General features: G+C 64.3%; 15 protein-coding genes and 1 pseudogene. 12 read left to right on the top strand and 4 right to left on the bottom strand.

Annotated elements, in window-relative coordinates; genetic code table 11:
- Positions 1–79: 79 nt before the first annotated feature.
- The gene (locus AC062T_RS11055) at positions 80–856 is read right to left on the bottom strand and encodes an SDR family NAD(P)-dependent oxidoreductase (protein ID WP_476030010.1); all 777 of its coding nucleotides are present in this window, start codon (positions 854–856) and stop codon (positions 80–82) included.
- A complete protein-coding gene (locus AC062T_RS11050; RefSeq protein WP_476030008.1) occupies positions 853–1,896 on the bottom strand; it encodes a Gfo/Idh/MocA family protein in 1,044 nt (347 codons plus the stop codon). Before AC062T_RS11050 ends, AC062T_RS11055 begins: the two co-directional genes overlap by 4 nt.
- A 164-nt stretch (positions 1,897–2,060) precedes the next feature.
- Between AC062T_RS11050 and AC062T_RS11045 the strand changes: the two genes are divergently transcribed.
- The 11 genes from AC062T_RS11045 (at position 2,061) to AC062T_RS10995 (ending at position 11,921) form a co-directional block, all read left to right on the top strand.
- Entirely contained in the window at positions 2,061–2,909 is an 849-nt protein-coding gene (locus AC062T_RS11045) for a sugar phosphate isomerase/epimerase family protein (RefSeq protein ID WP_476030006.1), read from the top strand.
- Positions 2,910–3,009: 100 nt separating this feature from the next.
- Positions 3,010–3,558 (top strand): TRAP transporter small permease, encoded by a 549-nt coding sequence (locus AC062T_RS11040; RefSeq protein WP_476030004.1) that lies wholly within the window; start codon positions 3,010–3,012, stop codon positions 3,556–3,558.
- Between the two features lie 2 nt (positions 3,559–3,560).
- Positions 3,561–4,835 (top strand): TRAP transporter large permease, encoded by a 1,275-nt coding sequence (locus tag AC062T_RS11035; protein WP_476030002.1) that lies wholly within the window; start codon positions 3,561–3,563, stop codon positions 4,833–4,835.
- A gap of 56 nt (positions 4,836–4,891) precedes the next feature.
- Positions 4,892–5,926, top strand: coding sequence for a TRAP transporter substrate-binding protein DctP (gene dctP, locus AC062T_RS11030; RefSeq protein ID WP_476030000.1), 1,035 nt, complete (start codon positions 4,892–4,894; stop codon positions 5,924–5,926).
- A 108-nt stretch (positions 5,927–6,034) separates the two neighbouring features.
- On the top strand, positions 6,035–6,472 hold the full coding sequence (aroQ, locus tag AC062T_RS11025) for a type II 3-dehydroquinate dehydratase (RefSeq protein ID WP_476029999.1): 438 nt from the start codon (positions 6,035–6,037) through the stop codon (positions 6,470–6,472).
- Positions 6,473–6,538: 66 nt separating this feature from the next.
- Positions 6,539–7,510 carry a Gfo/Idh/MocA family protein gene (locus AC062T_RS11020; protein ID WP_476029997.1) on the top strand — a complete coding sequence of 324 codons (972 nt, stop codon included), beginning with the start codon at positions 6,539–6,541 and terminating at the stop codon, positions 7,508–7,510.
- The gene (locus tag AC062T_RS11015; RefSeq protein ID WP_476029994.1) at positions 7,507–8,379 is read left to right on the top strand and encodes a shikimate dehydrogenase; all 873 of its coding nucleotides are present in this window, start codon (positions 7,507–7,509) and stop codon (positions 8,377–8,379) included. The genes AC062T_RS11020 and AC062T_RS11015 overlap by 4 nt, the downstream gene beginning before the upstream one ends.
- Before the next feature lie 166 nt (positions 8,380–8,545).
- Positions 8,546–9,334, top strand: coding sequence for an IclR family transcriptional regulator (locus tag AC062T_RS11010; protein ID WP_476029992.1), 789 nt, complete (start codon positions 8,546–8,548; stop codon positions 9,332–9,334).
- Positions 9,335–9,360: 26 nt separating this feature from the next.
- Positions 9,361–10,788 carry an FAD-dependent oxidoreductase gene (locus tag AC062T_RS11005; RefSeq protein WP_476029990.1) on the top strand — a complete coding sequence of 476 codons (1,428 nt, stop codon included), beginning with the start codon at positions 9,361–9,363 and terminating at the stop codon, positions 10,786–10,788.
- Positions 10,788–11,558 (top strand): SDR family NAD(P)-dependent oxidoreductase, encoded by a 771-nt coding sequence (locus AC062T_RS11000; protein ID WP_476029988.1) that lies wholly within the window; start codon positions 10,788–10,790, stop codon positions 11,556–11,558. Before AC062T_RS11005 ends, AC062T_RS11000 begins: the two co-directional genes overlap by 1 nt.
- A gap of 72 nt (positions 11,559–11,630) precedes the next feature.
- Entirely contained in the window at positions 11,631–11,921 is a 291-nt protein-coding gene (locus AC062T_RS10995) for a Dabb family protein (RefSeq protein WP_476029986.1), read from the top strand.
- A 33-nt stretch (positions 11,922–11,954) separates the two neighbouring features.
- On the opposite strand, the gene AC062T_RS10990 is transcribed toward AC062T_RS10995, so the two are convergent.
- Both AC062T_RS10990 and AC062T_RS10985 read right to left on the bottom strand, forming a co-directional pair.
- Positions 11,955–13,409 carry an L-lactate permease gene (locus AC062T_RS10990; protein WP_476029984.1) on the bottom strand — a complete coding sequence of 485 codons (1,455 nt, stop codon included), beginning with the start codon at positions 13,407–13,409 and terminating at the stop codon, positions 11,955–11,957.
- A complete protein-coding gene (locus AC062T_RS10985; RefSeq protein ID WP_476029982.1) occupies positions 13,409–14,389 on the bottom strand; it encodes a LacI family DNA-binding transcriptional regulator in 981 nt (326 codons plus the stop codon). Before AC062T_RS10985 ends, AC062T_RS10990 begins: the two co-directional genes overlap by 1 nt.
- A gap of 526 nt (positions 14,390–14,915) precedes the next feature.
- Between AC062T_RS10985 and AC062T_RS10980 the strand changes: the two are divergent.
- A pseudogene (locus tag AC062T_RS10980) lies at positions 14,916–15,458 on the top strand (DEAD/DEAH box helicase); the annotation flags it as partial.

The raw sequence follows: 15,458 nt of genomic DNA, 5'->3' as shown, positions 1-15,458 counted from the left end.
AGGGGCGCGGCGAGCGGGCTTGGGGCGCGGCGACGGCAGCCCCGCGAGGCAGCTCCGCGACGGCAGCCCCACGCGGCAGCTACGCTCCCGAGTAACGCCCCCCACTGAGGTCGAAAACCTGACCGGTCGTGTAGCTGCACTCTTCCGACAGCAGCCACGCGGCAAGTGCCGCGAACTCGGGCGGGTAGCCGACGCGGCCCATCGGCACCCGGGAGAGCAGCATGGCGTTGCGCTCGGGGCTGAGGTCGGCCAGCAGCGGTGTCTCGAACATCGAAGGCGCGACCGCGTTGATGACTATGCCCGCATCCGCTGTCTCCTTCGCCACCGATTTGACCAGGCCGATGACGGCAGCCTTCGACGCCGAGTATGCCGTCATTGAGGCATTGCCCTCCCGCCCGGCGATGGAGGAGAGAACGGCGATGCGACCGTAGCCCTGCGCCCTCATCACGGGAACCACGGCGCGCAGGCCGTAGAAGCAGGAGTCGAGGTTGATATGGAGTGCTCGCGACCAGCCTTCGAGGGGCACCTGTTCGACGGGGCATTCTGGCCCTTGGGAGCCGTGGCTCATGAGCAGGCTGTCGAGCCGCCCGTAGCGCTCGATCACGCGGTCGATCACGGTGACCCACTGCTCGGGGTCGGTGACGTCGAGCCGCAGTTGCGCAGTCGTGTCCTCGAATACGTCGTCGCTGTAGGCCAGGTCCGTCGACACTACGACGGCGCCCTCCGCATGCAGCCTGCGAGCAGCGCTGCCCCCGAGCCCGCCCGCTGCGCCCGTAACGAGAACTACTCGCCCGTCGTAGCGAGCCGGCCACGGCGTAGAGCCCACGCGCGGGTCCAGTGGTTCAGCGGCGCTCATCGCGGCACGTCCACGAACTGCTTGGTGTCGAGGGATGCTTCGATAGCCACCGCGACGGCGAGCGAGTTGAATCCATCGAGCGCTGAGCTAATGGGTGCCGCCTCCCCGCGGATCACGTCAGCGAAGTGCTCAAGCTGGCTCGTGTAGGGGTTGGCTTCTACCCTGGGCAGGGTTGAGGTCGTTATCGGCTGCTGCCAATGGTTGGCGCCGTCGTGGCGGTAGACGGTGAGCGACGGCAGAGCGATGGATGCTTCGGTGCCAGCGATGAAATAGGTGTCGCCGGGCGGCGGGGTGGGAAAGTAGGCGCCGTATCCCGACGTGAGATCCCAGCACCAGGGCGAGGCTGCCGCATCGCTCATGGTCGCGGTGCCGATGGCGCCGTTGGCGAAGCGCAGTAGCACTCCGCCGGTGTCGGCGACTTCTTGCTCGCGAATCTCGGACGAGCCCATTGCCGCGACGGAGTCGATGTCTCCGACGAGATAGCGGATGGCGTCGATGTCATGGATGAGGTTGATGAAGAGTGGGCCGCTGCCTTTGCGGGTGCGCCATTCGACTTCGTAGTATTCGTCGTGCTTGCGCCAGGTGCTGAGAATGCCGATCGAGACGATCCGGCCTATTCCTCCTTCGGAGATGAAGGCGCGGGCGGCAGCGATGTCGGGCGCGTAGCGGCGCTGATGGCCGACGAGGACGGGAATGTCGTATTCCGTGGAGGCCTCGAGAATGCGGCGGCCGTCCTCGAGGGTGCCAGCGATGGGCTTTTCGACGAGTACTGCGATGCCCCGCTTGATTGCGGCGATCGTCGCGTCGGCGTGCATCACATTGGGCAGGGCAACGATGACGGCGGCGACGCCGGCGTTCTGGAGCATGTCCATGTAGTCGGCGTAGTGGGGGACGCCGAGCTCGGCGGCGAGCGTTGCCGCTGCGGGGGCGGGGTCGGCAATCGCCGCGAGTTCCACTCCCTTGGCGACTCCGAGGTACTTGGCGTGTTCTTTGCCGATGAGTCCCGCGCCGATGAGTCCGACCTTGATGGGTGCCTGCATTCTGTTCCTTCGCTTCGTTGCTGGTGGTTCAGACCAAGTCGTCTGCGGTAGCTCTGCGCCTGGATTATTCCGGGGCGTACGCAGTCGATTTTTTGTCGATGGTGCAAATCTGCACCACGTCCCCTACTGTATTGGAATACCGTTCCAAATTCGAAGGTGAAGAAATGGTTCCGACGCTTGGCCTTGGGGTCGCGCCACTGAGCGCTATCACGGCGACCCCTGAGTCGTTCATCCGAGATGCCCACGCTGCGGGGTTTAGCTCGGTCGGATTGCGGCTTATGCCGGTATCGGCGACCGACGCGCCGTTCTCCCTCGATCTTCAGTCACGCGAGTTTGCCCGCGTTAAAGAAGCCCTGGCCGACACCGGCCTTGAGGTCGTCGACATCGAGGTTCTCTCTGTCACGAGCAGGCGCAACTCGGACGACTGGCTGCCCATGTTCGAGGCGGGGGCAGCCCTCGGTGCCTCGTTCGTGAATGTGGTCTGCGACACCCCGTCGCTCGACGAGTTTGCCGAGACCCTCGCCGCGCTCACCGCTGACGCCGCGGCGCACAACATTGTGCCCGTGCTCGAACCGGTCGCCTTTCGACCACTCAACTCGTTTGCAAAGGCGATCGAGATCGCCCGTGAGGTGGGCTGCGCCGTCGAACTCGACGCGCTGCACTACCTGCGCACAGGAGCTGAGATCGAAACGATCCGCGCCAACGCCGACATCATCCCGATCTTCCAGCTGTGCGACGCTCCCGCCGACATTGCTGAAGGCGTCGAGATCCTGAGCAGATTTGCAACCGACGGGTCCGCCACGGCGCTCGCCATTGCCGAGGCGCGGGCCTACCGTCTGCTCCCTGGCCAGGGGGCTGCGCCCATCCGGGAACTGCTCGACGTGCTGGCCGACACCGTGCGGGTGAGCGTGGAGATCCCCAACACTCCCCTGCGTGGCGATAAGGGCAGCGGTGAGTATTTGGCTCTTCTGCACGACGCATCGGCGCGGTACCTCACCTCCGCGCCTGTGTAACGCCCGGGGCATTTGCCCCGAGGCCGAGGCGCCCAGCGCCATCCCACCATCCCCTAACCAGCACCACCACGAGTACCCCATTGCAAAGGAGCGATTCGCTGTGACCGAGAACCCCGAAGTCGAACAGTCAGAGGCGGTGACACCCTATGAACCGCGCATCCTGAGCTGGCTTTCTCGCGTAGAGATCACCCTCGCTGCGATCTTCTTGTTCACAATGTTTGTGGGCGTGCTGTGGCAGGTCGTTGGCCGCTATGTGCACGAGCTCAACTGGGCGGGAGCGGGCGAGATTGCCCGCTACTCGCTAGTGGGGCTCACGTTCATCATGGTGGGCTATCTCATCGGCAAGAACGGCCAGATCACCGTCGAGGTCATTGACAACATCGTCAAGAGCCGCAGGGGCACGTTCATCGTGCGGTTGGCCGCCGCCGTGCTCCTCAGTGCGATCTGCACGATCATGCTGCTCGAAGCATGGACGCTCTTCAGCACCGGCTTCTCTCGCACCACGACCGTGCTGCAGATTCCACTCGGCTACATGTTCCTGTTCCCCCTGATCGGGTTCTTCTCTGGAACGGTTCGCGCGATCGTCAAGATCTTCACCGCGAATCGCAACGAGAAGGACGCCCTGACCTTCGACGAAGTGGAGGCCTGAGCATGTCGGTCGGCCTGATTGCCCTCGGTATTTTGATCCTGCTATTCCTGCGGGTCCCTGTCGCGTTCTCCATCATGGGGCCGTGCGCGGTCTACTTCATCCTCAACGGATACTCGTCGGGTCTCGCGCTCAAGACAGTCTTTGACGCTGTCAACAGCTTCCCGTTGCTCGCCGTGCCGCTGTTCATCTTCGTCGGCGTCATCGCGAACAAGCTCGGCATCGCCGAGCGGCTATTCGACTTCTGCCTCGCTGCGCTCTCGCGCGTCCGTGGCAACCTCGCCTACGTCAACGTCGCCACGAGTGTCGGCTTCGCGTGGATGAGCGGATCGGCCCTCGCCGATGCCGCGGGTCTCGGCAAGGTTCAGGTCCCCGCGATGACCAGGGCGGGTTACCCGTTCCGCTTTGCCTCCGGTCTGACCGCATCGTCGGCGCTCATCAGCCCCGTCATGCCGCCGAGCATCCCTGCCGTGATCTTTGCCTCTGTCGCAACGGTGTCGACGGGTGCGCTCTTCGCGGCATCCGTCATCCCCGCGCTCTTGATGGCACTCGGCCTCTGCCTGTACATCTTCTTCTGGGTGCGCAAGCGCCCCGAGTTCACGAGCGAACCGTTCAACGCGGCACGCCTCGGCAAGGCGTCCCTTCGGGTTATCGGCCCGCTCGGCGCTCCGGTCATCATCCTCGGTGGCATCATCGGCGGGTTCTTCACGCCGACCGAGGCCGCAGGAGTTGCGGGGCTCTACATGGTGCTGCTCGGCGTGTTCATGCGCACCATCACGTGGCGCATCCTGTGGGATGCAGCCAAGGAAACGGTGTTCCTCTGTGGCGGAATCATGATCATCATCGGTGCCGCCGGAATGCTCGGCCAGGTGCTCGCCCGCGAGCGTGTTGCCATCGCCGTCGCCGAACTGATGACCAGCATCACCGACAACCCGATCGTGTTCCTTCTTCTCGTCAACGTGCTGCTCATCATCCTCGGCATGGTCGTTGACGCGACGGCGGTCATCCTGATCACGGTTCCCGTTCTGCTCCCGGTCGCCGTGAGCTTTGGAATCGACCCGATTCACTTCGGCGTGATCATGATCGTCAACCTCATGATCGGCCTGCTCACACCGCCGGTCGGAAGCGTGCTCTACGTGATGAGCTCCGTGACGAACAAGCCGGTGGACGAGATCTTCAGAGGAATCCTGCCGTTCCTGATTCCCCTCGTATCGGTCCTGCTGATCCTGACCTTCTTCCCGGACATCACCATGATCGTCCCGAGAATGCTCGGCTACTAACCCTGCACCGCACTGCGCCGGCACTCGCTGGCGTCCCAACAAAAAGAGGAAACACTATGAGTAAGAAGATGCTCACGCGTCGCGGCGGAGCTGCCGCACTCGCTCTCACATCCGCAGCAGCGCTGCTCACCGGCTGTGCCGCAGGAGGCGCGTCGACCGGCGGAGAGACCGGCGGCGACATCAAGCTCTCATTCTCGAGCAGCCAGTCGGAATCAGTGCCCAACTACACGTGCGGGCTCGCTCTCTTCCAGGAGCGCATCGAGGCAGCAGACGTGGGAATCACCGTCGATCTGTTCCCGTCGAGCCAGCTGGGCCCCGACACCGAGCGCATCGCGTCGCTGCAGACCGGTGACTCCGACATGGATCTGCAGGAGGCCGGGCTTGCGACGGTTTACCCGCAGGTGGGCATCCTCGGAGCCGCCTATGTCTTCGATGACGTCGACCACGCCTTCGACTGGATCGACAACCACTCTGAGGAGTTCCGCACGAGCTTCAACGAGGCAACCGACGTCACCATCATCGACGGCTGGTACTACGGTTCACGCACGTTCAGCTCCAACGAGGCAATCTACGGCCCCGAGGATCTCAAGAACCAGACGATCCGTTTCCCCGACACCCCGCAGTACATGGCTAACGCCGCCGCTCTGGGCGCCAACCCCGTCGCCGTCGCCTACGAAGAGATTTACGTAGCGCTCCAGCAGGGCATTGCCGACGGTCAAGAGAACCCCGTTGTGGGCACCAAGGCCTCCAGCTATGACGAGGTTCAGAAGTATGTAGCGCTGAACAACCACCAGATCAGCATCCACTGGGTGACGATCTCGGACAAGACGCTCGACAAGATGAGCGACGAGCAGAAGGATGCCGTCTTTGAGACGGTCAAGGGCATCCGCGCCGAAAACCGCGAATGCGTCGAGAAGGAGACCGAGTCGATTCTCGACGGATGGCGCGACAACGGCCCCGTCGAGGTAATCGAAGAGGACGAGGTCGACCGCGCTGCGTTCATCAAGAGCGCAGAGTCGTACTTCAAGAACCACTTCACGGGTGACGACCTCGAGTTCTACAACTCGATCCGCGACACCGCCAAGAAGTAGCTAGCAGCACCAGTGTCGCTCGGCTGGCCGGGTTTCCTCACCGAAACCCGGCCAGCTGGGAGACATAACACCCAGATTTTTCACCCCCGCCACACCACGGAGTGCTCCATGAAGCCCATCAAGATCATCAACGGACCCAACCTCAACCTGCTCGGCCTTCGCGAGCCTCACATCTACGGTTCGACAACTCTCGCCGACGTTGAGGCACTCTGCGACTCCATTGCCGCCGAGCTGGGCGTCGCGATCGAGTTTCACCAGAGCAACCACGAGGGCGTCATCATCGACCTCGTCCAGGAGGCACGGGAGCGCTGCTCCGGCATCATCCTGAACCCGGCTGGCTTCACGTCGACCTCGATCGCGATTCTGGATTCGCTGTTGGCCTCCGACCTGCCCATCGTCGAGGTTCACGTGACAAACATCCACAAGCGCGAGGAATGGCGGCACCTGTCCTACGTGTCGAAGGCTGCAAACGCGGTAATCGCAGGCGCTGGCCCCCAGGGCTACGAGCTCGCGCTTCGCCACATGGCCAAGCTCATCTCGGCGTAATCGCCGATCAGAGAGCACTCCGTAACCACTGATGGTGGTTGCTCGGCAGAGAGAGAAGAGATAACGATGGCGGTTCGCTGGGGCATCCTGGGCACCGGTTTCATCGCTGACCTGTTCGCCAACGACATCGTGCTCGCTGGGCACGAGGTCGCGGCGGTTGGCAGCCGCAGCAGGTCATCCGCTGAGACCTTTGCACAGCGCTTCGGCATCGCTACCGCCCACGGCAGCTATGAGCTGTTGTGCGCCGACCCCAACGTCGACGTCGTCTATGTGGCGAGCCCGAATCCGTTTCACGTGGAGCATGCTCTGTTGGCAATTCGCAGCGGCAAGCATGTCTTGGTCGAAAAGCCATTCGCGATGGAACCGGATGCCGCTCTCGCCGTGATTGCGGAGGCCGCAGCACGCGGCCTCACCGTCATGGAGGCAATGTGGACCCGGTTTCTGCCCCACATGGTCCGCGCTCGGGAGATCGCGGAATCGGGCGTCATCGGTGACCTGCGCGTTGTCGAGGCCGATCTGAGCCAGGCATTCACCGTCGACGAGAATCACCGGCTCAACGACCCGGCGCTGGGCGGCGGTGCCTTGTACGACCTCGGCGTGTACGCCGTGTCGCTCGCCGTGGACTTTCTGGGGCTGCCCCACCAGTGGCAGGCGGTAGTCGCACCAGCGCCCACTCGTGTCGACGGCCAGGCTTCAATCGTTCTCGCCTTCGATGGCGGACGCCAGGCAATGCTGCACGTCGGCCTCGACCATCGCGGCCCCATGACGGCGAGCATCATCGGCACCCGCGGGCGTATCGACATCCAGTCGGCCTGGCATCGAGCCAGTTCGGTGACCGTCACTAACAACGACGGCGAAGTAGTCGAACACTTCAACCCCCCTGTGGAGAACCGAGGAATGCAGTTCGAAGCCCGCGAGTTCGAGCAGCTCATCGCTGAGCACCGTGGCGACAGCGCCGTAATGCCGCACGCCCACACCGTGGCCGTGCTCGGCGTCATCGCGGATATTCGCCATCGTTTCGCAGAGGAGCACCCGTGAGCCTCGCATCCGAGAGCCACCTGGTCGGATTGATCGGCAGTGGAATTCTGCATTCACTCACCCCGCCGCTTCACGAGCGCGAGGCCGACGAACTTGGGCTGCGCTACCTCTATAGGCCCATAGATCTCGACATCATCGGTCGCACGGGAGCGCATGCGGGAGACCTGTTGCGCTGGGGCAGAGACCTGGGTTTTACCGCCTTCAACATTACGTATCCGTGCAAACAGAGCGTCATCGGCGACCTTGACGAGCTGTCGGCAGACGCCGAGCGGCTGGGAGCCGTCAACACGGTAGTGCTTCGTGACGGGCGTTTCATCGGCCACAACACCGATCATTCTGGTTTCTCCTGGGGGCTGCGCAATGGCCTGGAGTCGGCAGACCTCTCGAAGGTCGTGCAACTCGGCGCTGGCGGGGCGGGTGCCGCCGTGGCCTATGCCCTGCTTGCTGCGGGAACGCAGCAGCTGTGGATTAGTGACCCCGATTCGGCTCAGGTTGTGGCGCTCGTCGCGACGCTCGAGCGCCTCTACCCCGACCGTCTTATCCAGGTCATCGGGGCAGAGGATCTCGACCGTGTCATGGCGGCGGCCTCGGGTCTGGTCAATGCGACCCCTATCGGCATGCACCACCATCCGGGGCTTCCCCTCGACGAGTCCCTCGTCCGCGCCCCGCTGTGGGTGGCCGATGTTGTGTATCGCCCTATCGAGACGGAGCTGCTACGGCTCGCGAAGAGCAGAGGATGCCGCGTGCTCGACGGGGGAAACATGGCCGTCGGTCAAGCGATCGACACCTTCGAACTCATCACAGGTGTGGCTCCCCACGCCGATCGCATGCGCGCCCATTTTCTCGACCTTATTGCCCGCGGACTGTGACGACCGTGGCGTTCTTCAGGAGTTTTCATACGAACGGCGATAGCCAGATCATGATCTACCCTCAGCACATAGAGGTCGTCGAGAGATGTCGCCACACGGAGTCGGGGGAGTCGTATGCTCCCGTGCGATTCGCGACGCCACGTCGACGCAGGAGGGATGCCCGATCATGAGTTCTGCCGTGCCCCGCACCTTTGCGGTAGTGGAGTTTCTCGTTGGCAAAGCCGACGGTGTTTTCTTGGGCGATATCGCCGAGGCGCTCGACCTGCCCAAGAGTGCCACGCATCGCATCGTCACCGAACTCGTTGAGCTTGGCTATGTCAAGCAGAACGAGATCGACGGGCGATATGCCCTCGGCTTGCGGCTCGTCTCGCAGGCGCTGCGTCATCTCGCGCGCATCCCCATCGTCGATCTGGCCAAGCCTCTTCTCGATCAGCTGGCGGAGAAGTCGGGGGAGCTTGCCCGACTCAGCGTTCCCGACGGCGCCAGCCTTATCTGGGTTCTCAAGACCCAGGGCGCCAAAACCGGGCTTCGCTACGATCCGGATGCTGGCCGCGAGATCAAACTGGTTCGAACCTCGAGCGGGTTGGCATGGTTGTCGACCATGTCAGACGACGAGGCAGCCGAGCGCATCTCCGCGCAGGGCTTCGACGACCTTGAGGACTACGGCCCCGAGGGAGCCACCTCACTTGAGGAGGCCCTCGCCGTGCTGGCGGAGGTGCGCAGAGACGGATTCTGTTACACCGATTCCACGTTCGAGCTGGGAACCGCGACGATCGCGGTGCCCATTACCGTCGATGAACGGTCAGCACCGGGCGTGCTCAGCATCGCGGGGCCCAGCGTTCGACTCACACGTGAGCGGGCACTCGAAATGGTTCCCCACCTCCACTACGCAGCAGAACAACTCGCCATACTCGGCTCGGCCGCAGCGCAGCCCACCCTCGGCCCGGTGGGGTAACACCACAGAAACTCGGAGATTCACGCATGAGCTCGATCGATCATTCCCCCACGCACTACGACGCGATTGTCGTAGGCGCGGGGATTGCTGGCCTTTCTGCCGCCGCCACATTCGTGGATGCCGGTTGCTCCGTTCTGCTCGTGGACAAGGCGGAGGTCCCGGGAGGCAGCTCCGCGATGAGCGGGGGATGGTTCGCCTTCTCGGGCACGCACGAGCAGCAACGCGACGGGGTAGACGACAGCGCGGAGGCGTTTGTCGCCGACATGCGCGAGACCGGTGAGGGCCGCACCGACGAGGCTCTCCTGCGCGCCTACGTGGAGAACCAGGCGGAGGCATACGCGTGGCTCAAACAGCTCGGCGTGCACATTGGCATCGTCAAGCTCAGCTCTGGCCAGACCAAGGCTCGGAGCCACCACGTCGACATTGCCGGTCTCATGAGCACGCTTCGAAAGAAGGTCGAGCAGCATGCCGACAGCACGGTGCTCACGTCGGCCAGGGGCACTGCGCTCATTGTGGACGCCGACCAGCGGGTAACCGGCATCGAGGTCGAGGCATCGGGGCGCGTCCAGCGGTTCCTCGCCCGCGCCGGCGTCGTTTTGGCCACCGGCGGGTTCAGTCGCTCGACCGACTTGATCGAGCGATTTGCACCCGCCCAGCTTGAGGCGATTCCGTATGGCGGCATTGGCAATACGGGCGATGGGCTCGTCATGGCGTGGCGTCTCGGCGCGGGGGTGCGCGACATGGGTTATGTGCTCGGCACCTTTGGGTCGCATCCGCTCACGGGCGATGACGAGCACGAGCTGCTCACGGCGTTCTATATGGGAGCGATAATCGTCAACCGCAAGGGTCGGCGATTCACCGACGAGTCGGCGTCATATAAGACGCTGGGCTCCAAGGTCATCGGGCAACCGGAGGGGCTCGGATTCGAGGTCTTCGACAGCGTTATCCGCGCAAAATCGCAGCCGGGCATCCCGCTCTCTGACATCGACCACCTAGAAGCGAAGGGGCGAGTCTTCAAGGCGAACACCCTTGAGGAGCTTGCGGTTGCCGCGGAAATCGACCCCGACGGCCTCGTCGAGCAGGTCGCACGCTATAACGAGGCGCTCGCGGCGGGCAAGCCCGACGAATTCGGCCGGACCGGCCTCGTCAGCGGAGTGGGCGACATGCTCCCCATCGCCGAGGCGCCGTTCTACGCCTATCCGGCTAAAGCGCTCATGACCTCCACTTTCGCCGGTCTCACGGTCACGCCGCGCGCAGAGGTTCTGCGCATCGATAACTCGGTGATCGATGGCCTTTATGCGGCCGGCGAGCTCGTCGGAGGATTTCACGGAACCGCCTATCTCACCGGCACTGCCCTTGCGAAGGGCTTCATTTTCGGCCGGGTTGCGGCCACAGAAGCGTTGTCGCGTCTCAACGAAACGACGGCATCATCAATAACAGCAAGGGGAATGTAGTGAGCAGTGTCACCATCATCACAGGAGCGGCGGGCGGCATCGGTCAGGCGATCGCCCGCAGGCTCGCCAAGAACTCCACCGAGGGCCCCGCCCGTCTCGCCCTCGTGGGGCGCACCGAAAGCAGCGTCCAGGAGCTGGCCGAAGAGCTGCGCGCCGGTGGTTCCGAGGTGCTGCAGGTTGCCGCGGATCTCGGCTCGATAGAGGGGCCGCGCTCAGCCGTCGAACAGACCGTCGCCCATTTCGGGCGCCTGGATGCCGTGGTCAGCAACGCAGGCATCATGGGCGGCCGTCGGCTCACCGATCTGAGTGACGAGGACTTCGATCTCGCGTTTGCCGTCAACACGCGCGCCACTTTTATTCTCGCCAAGGCGGCCTACCCGCACCTCGTTGAGACGCGGGGCAGCATGGTCGTCACCGGTTCTATGGCGGGGAGCAACCCCGCACCGTTCGGGGCTTACAGTGCCACGAAGGCCGCCGTTCTCATGGTGGTTCAGCTTCTCGCCCGCGAGTGGGGCCCCGACGGCGTTCGCATCAACGCGATCTCGCCGGGAATGATCATGACCCCCATGTCGCCCGCAGCTCACGACGAGGAACTCCGCATCTCGCGCGAGGGCCGGATTCCGTTGCGCCGCATGGGCGACCCCGACGATATCGCCGGCGTTGTGTCGTTCCTGCTCAGCGACGATGCCGCCTACATCACGGGCGAGAACATCGCCGTCGATGGCGGTGTCCGGGGCAACTTCGTGCCCGGTGTCGTCGGCGTCTCCTAGGGCACTGGTTCGCGCCAGATTCAGCCCGAATCCCTGCCGTCCTAGTCAATCGTCGTAGCAAAAGGAGTACCCATGATCAGGCACGTCGCCGTTTTCCGTTTCGTCCCCGAGTTCACCGAGAAGCAGCGTGACGAGTGGATCGAGCTCGTGCTCGACCTGCGGAATCACATCCCCGAGATCCGCGACCTCAGCATTGGCAAGGATGTGCTTCACGGTCCCGCGTCACACGAGTTGGCAATAGTCGCCGACTTTGACAGCCTCGACGATCTGCACACCTACAGCACGCATCCTGCACACCAGAAGGTGCTCGACATTTCTGGCCCGGTTAAGGCGTCGCTGGCCGTGGTCGACTTCGAGATCTAGCGAGCGGGCCGCACTGATTGGCGGCCGTCGACTCTATGCGGGAACGACGGTCGCCAGGATCAGGGTCAGAGGAGCGAGCACCGCGATCACGGCCGCATTCGCGATCAGAACGGTTGTGATCACGCGCACCGGGTCCGCCGGGTCCTCGCCTGGGCGGCGTAGTCCGTTGGCCACGCTCAGGGCGAGAGCAACTCGCGAGGGTGATGTCATCACCGCTGTACCCGTCGCCACATTCTGAGCGCCCAACGCAACCATCGGGTTGGCGCCGAGGCTCGCTGCAGCATCCGTCACTCCCGCCGCGAACATCGCCCCGGTGGCGGTGTTGGATGCGGTCACATATCCTCCGACAAATCCGATCAGCGGCACGATCAGCAAGAATCCGGTGCCGAGCCCTGCGGCGGCCTGCGCGAGGGTTGCGCTCATGCCGTTCGCCGCAAGGATTCCGCCGAACGCGATAAAGAGCACCGTAATCACAGTGACGGGCAAGAAGAGCCTGAGCCCCTTGCGGATGCTGGCCTTGGTTGCTTCAGCGCTGATCGATAAGAACAGCGGGGCCGATGCTGCGGCCAGCAGCAGCCACAGCGCTGGGCTGGCGAGTAGGTCGCCGATGGTGCCGAGGTTCACGATCGCGGTGACAGCGGTCGCCCCGAGCAGGCCAACGACGAGCAACAGGTACGGGAGCAGCGAGATGAGGGTCTCGCGCCGCATCCCCGCAATCGGGCCACCTCGGAGCCTGGCGATCAGCAGAACACAGGCGGTGCCGGCAAGCGATGCGAGCACACCGCTGAGTGGCACGCTCACCCATGCGTTGGTGGCCACGAGCACGACCCAGACGGTGATCGCTGTGACGAATACCTCGCCGGACATCCGAAGCGCTGCGCTACGACCCATGCCCACAAGCGCGATGGTCGTGCCCATAATGAGCAGCACGGGCAGGCTGAGGATGGCGCTCCAGAGGCCGACATCGCGAAGCGAGATGCCGCTCATTTCTGCCATCACGAGAAGCCCGGGCCCGAGCGAGCCCCAGGGGGCGAGCACGATTCCGACGAGGCCGATGGTTGCCGCCTTGGTTACGGAGAGCCCCACCCGCATCAGGAGGGGAACGCCAATGATCACGCCGACGCCCCATCCGATGATGCACTCCGCGAGCGGGGTGACCCCCAGGCCTAGGAGGAGGACGGCGCGATCGCGATTGTGCGCGGCCGACTCGAGCCAGCCTCCGATGTTCTCCTGAGCACCTGAGATGGCGAGAAACTCGGCCAGCATCACGCCCGCGAAGATGATCAGCACGACGGCGATGGTCACGAGCAGCAGTGACTGAGTTGTCGTTGCGAGGGCCTGCTCGGTGATCGGGAACCAGAACCACAGCGCCAGCGGCACGCCGATAGCCCCGAGCACGGCGGGGATCGGCTTGATGCGCATCGCCAGCAGACCGGCGATAAGAACGATGGGCACCGCTGCGAGGGCGATTTCGAGGGGGTTGGGCATTACGCTCCCGCAGTGGAGTTGCGCAAGACGAGGGATCCCTCGATGCGGTGCTGGGTGCCGCAGCGGGCACCGGTAATCATGGAGAGAAGGGTGTCGGCGGCGACGCGCCCTGCCTGCTCGACGGGGCCGGCCACCGTGGTCAGCGGGGGCTGGCAAAAGTCGGAGCCGTAGGTGTCGTCGTAGCCGATCACGCTGACCTGTCGGGGGACTTCGACGCCAAGCATCCGGAGGCGGTTCATGAGCCCGATGGCGATCTGGTCGTTGAACGCGACGACGGCGGTGGGCTTGCGTGACATCGCCGCATCGGCGGCGACCGCGCCCTGTGCGAGGGTGGGCAGATAGGGACCGATGCGATCCACTGCGATTCCCCGTGCTGCGGCCTCTGCGCTCAGGGCGGTCCAACGTTGCTGTTCAGACCACGAATGCTGCGGACCGGCGGCGTAGACGATGTGTTTGTGGCCGAGCGAGGCGAGGTGCTCGACGATCTGGTGGGTGCCGGCGTCCGTGTCGATGACGACACTGCTGAGGCCGTCGACTTCGCGGTTAAAGAGCACGACGGGTGCGGTGTGTCCGAGCTGAATGAGCTCGGCGTCGGTGAGGTGTCGAGGGGCGAGGATGAAGCCGTCGGCCTGCGGGAGGTTGCGCTTCACATGGGCGCGCTCCAGCTCGGCAGACTCCTCAGAAATAGCCAGCGTCACGGAGTGCCCAGCGGCACGGGCTTGGTGCTCGATGGCGCTCGTGAGGGCGGCGAGATGGGGGTTGGTGATGTCTTGCACCATCACGACGATTGTCTTGCTGCGGCCGCCGCCGCTTCTCGTGTGTCGATAACCGAGTCGCTGCGCCGCGCTCAGGACCTGGTCGGTCGTGCCGGGGCTCACCCGGTCAGGATCGGTAAACACGCGGGAGACGGTCGAGACGGCGACCCCTGTTGCGTCGGCGACATCCTGCAGTCTGACGCGCGCGCTGGTGTCGTCGCTCACTGTTCTCCCCTGGTCTCCGAACCCCTTTGGCAAATCTAGCGCAAACTTGCCATCGCTGGTCCGGGCGCGAACTCGGCGGATGCTCCTGCTCGCTCTCGCCTGCTCGCTCTCGCCTGCCCGCTCTCGCCTGCCCGCGCTCGCTGCGCCCCTAAACCTCTCGCTGCTCCCCACGGTGCTGGCGCGGGGAGCTGTTTTCGGGCGCGCGGAGCTGCGTGCGCCGGGCGTCCTATGTCGACGTCGCGAGCAAGTAGTTTGACGCCGGACGCTGGCGGATGCTCGCTAAACCAGCTTCCTTCGTGTAATGTGGGTAGGTCGGCTCTTGACAGCGCGAAGTATCGCGCATGGGTTTGTAAGTCTTTTGGGCCGGTTCCGCATCACGCTTTGTCAGCTACTCCCTGACCGCGTGGCCGGCGGAAAAATCACGTATGTGAACGGTCCTGGCCAAAGATTGCCCGGGTTTCCTCAGTAGTGCAGCGCAACACCGCGCTGTGCCCTGCCATGCATTTGTTACAACCCGGAAAGCACTATGCCCAATTTCTCCCAGAACGGGTCGGCATCAGGCCGCCCCGCCAAGAAGTTCGACAGCAACCGCGGCCCGCAGTCCGGCAGCCGCAGCCCCGGACACCGCGGCTTCAACGCCAACAGCGAGGCGCCCAAGAAGCGCTGGTCCGCCGACGATCGCGCCGCCCGCACGGGTGACCGCAAGCCCTCCGCCGACCGCCGCCCCGATTGGACTCCCCGCGAGGAGCGACCCACCTCCGACCGCCCGTCATACGGCGACCGCACCAACCGCACCGGCCGTCCCTCGTATGAGCGCACCGAGCGTCCCTCCTACGGCGACCGCCCGCAGCGCTCCGAGCGCCCGTCCTATGGTGACCGCCCGGCTCGCACCGAGCGCCCGTCCTATGGTGACCGCCCGGCTCGCACCGAGCGTCCCGCCTATGGTGACCGCCCCGCGTACAACAAGGATCGTGGTGACCGTCCGGCATACAACCGTGGCGAGAACCGCACCGATAGCCGCTCGGACAACCGTGGCGAGCGTCCCTCTTACGGCGACCGCCCGCAGCGC

The organism is Homoserinimonas sp., from assembly GCF_056262345.1.
This window is presented reverse-complemented; position numbering and strand designations above follow the sequence as displayed.